This is a genomic window from Providencia sp. JGM181 (genome assembly GCF_018257375.1).
Lineage (GTDB): Bacteria > Pseudomonadota > Gammaproteobacteria > Enterobacterales > Enterobacteriaceae > Providencia > Providencia lanzhouensis.
In genome coordinates this window covers 1-1,764 of sequence record NZ_JAERJY010000252.1, presented here as the reverse complement: position 1 = coordinate 1,764, position 1,764 = coordinate 1, and the positions used below count along the sequence as shown (strand labels likewise).

1 protein-coding gene is annotated in these 1,764 nt (G+C 40.5%); it reads right to left on the bottom strand.

The genetic code is table 11. The features are described from left to right. Positions 1-103 precede the first annotated feature (103 nt). Entirely contained in the window at positions 104-1,318 is a 1,215-nt protein-coding gene (locus tag JK188_RS17265; protein WP_036952728.1) for a pyridoxal phosphate-dependent aminotransferase, read from the bottom strand. Positions 1,319-1,764: the final 446 nt, after the last annotated feature.

Genomic DNA, 1,764 nt, shown 5'->3' with positions numbered 1-1,764 from the left:
CATTTTAATTACTTATAACAGTAATGTTTCATTTTATAAGCTATCAAAAATAAATAGCCCACTGAGGAGCTATTTATTCATAAAAATCTTAATAATGCTCTAATTACTGCTTATATCCGCTAAGGAAACGCCCAAACTTGGTAATCGCCATTTCTAAATCATCTGCATAAGGCAGGGTGACGATACGGAAATGGTCTGGGTGCGGCCAGTTAAATGCAGTTCCCTGAACTAATAGCACTTTTTCTTGCAGTAGCAGGTCAAGGATCATTTTTTGGTCATCGTGGATATTAAAACGTTTAATATCAATTTTCGGGAACATATACAGAGCGCCTTGTGGCTTAACACAAGAGACACCCGGAATTTGGTTAATCAATTCCCATGCACGATTGCGTTGCTCATATAAACGACCACCCGGTTGGATAAATTCGCTGATACTTTGGTAGCCACCTAATGCTGTTTGGATAGCGTGTTGCATTGGCACGTTGGCACATAAGCGCATAGAGGCTAACATTTCTAAGCCTTCAATATAACTTTTGGCTTGTTTTTTCGGGCCATTTAATACCATCCAGCCTTGGCGGAAACCTGCCACACGATAGGTTTTTGATAACCCGTTAAAGGTCACTGTCAGTAAGTCAGGTGCCAATGCTGCGATAGAGTGGTGCTGCGCATCGTCATACAGAATTTTATCGTAAATTTCGTCGGCAAAGATAATCAAACTATGTTGGCGAGCAATCTCGACGATTTCCATTAATAGCTCTTTGCTGTACACCGCCCCTGTTGGGTTATTTGGGTTGATGATGACAATCCCGCGGGTACGTGGGCTGATTTTCTTGCGGATATCGTCAATATCCGGCATCCAGCCTTGTTGCTCATCACACATATAGTGAACAGCATTACCGCCCGATAACGAAACAGCCGCTGTCCAGAGTGGATAGTCAGGGGCTGGAACCAGCATTTCATCGCCATTATTTAATAGCGCTTGCATTGCTTGAACGATTAATTCAGAAACACCGTTACCAATATAGACATCTTCAACCGTCATATCGTGGATATCACGGGCTTGGTAGTGTTGAACAATTGCCTTACGCGCAGAATATAAGCCTTTAGAATCACAGTAACCTTGCGAGCTTGGCAGATTGCGCAGGACATCAACGAGGATCTCATCAGGTGCTTCAAAGCCAAACGGTGCCGGGTTACCAATGTTCAGTTTTAGGACTTTATTGCCTTCTTCTTCTAAGCGTTTCGCTTCTTTTAAAACTGGCCCGCGAATGTCATAGCAAACATTATCAAGCTTATTGGATTTCATTATCGTATTCATGGTTCTCTCATTACCCTAACGGGCTTGCAATCATAGGGGACTTCCGGCGTTACTATCTACTGTACTCCTCCCTCGGAACCTTTTGAAGATGCTAGATAATTTTTGGTGCAAAAGGTTGGTTTAGACATAAATCAGATATATGCTATCTTAAAGTATCATATAAGTTGGATTATGGTTCTGGTTGTGGCTGTTAAGTCAGAATCTAATTCTGATAATTATCGTGGTTTTGGAGTGCATTAGTGGATGAGTCGTAAAAAAATGGCAGAAAAGTCGCGTAATGACAAAGTAACAAAAATTGTATCACTCTGTAAGTTTGCATCTTAAATCATTAAATTAGAAATAAATTTAACTATTGGTCGGGGCATTTTGGGTGCTTTTTGGCTTTTTTTGTTAGCAATATTGATTATTTTAATGAGAATATTCTTAGTGAAACCGTGGTTATAATG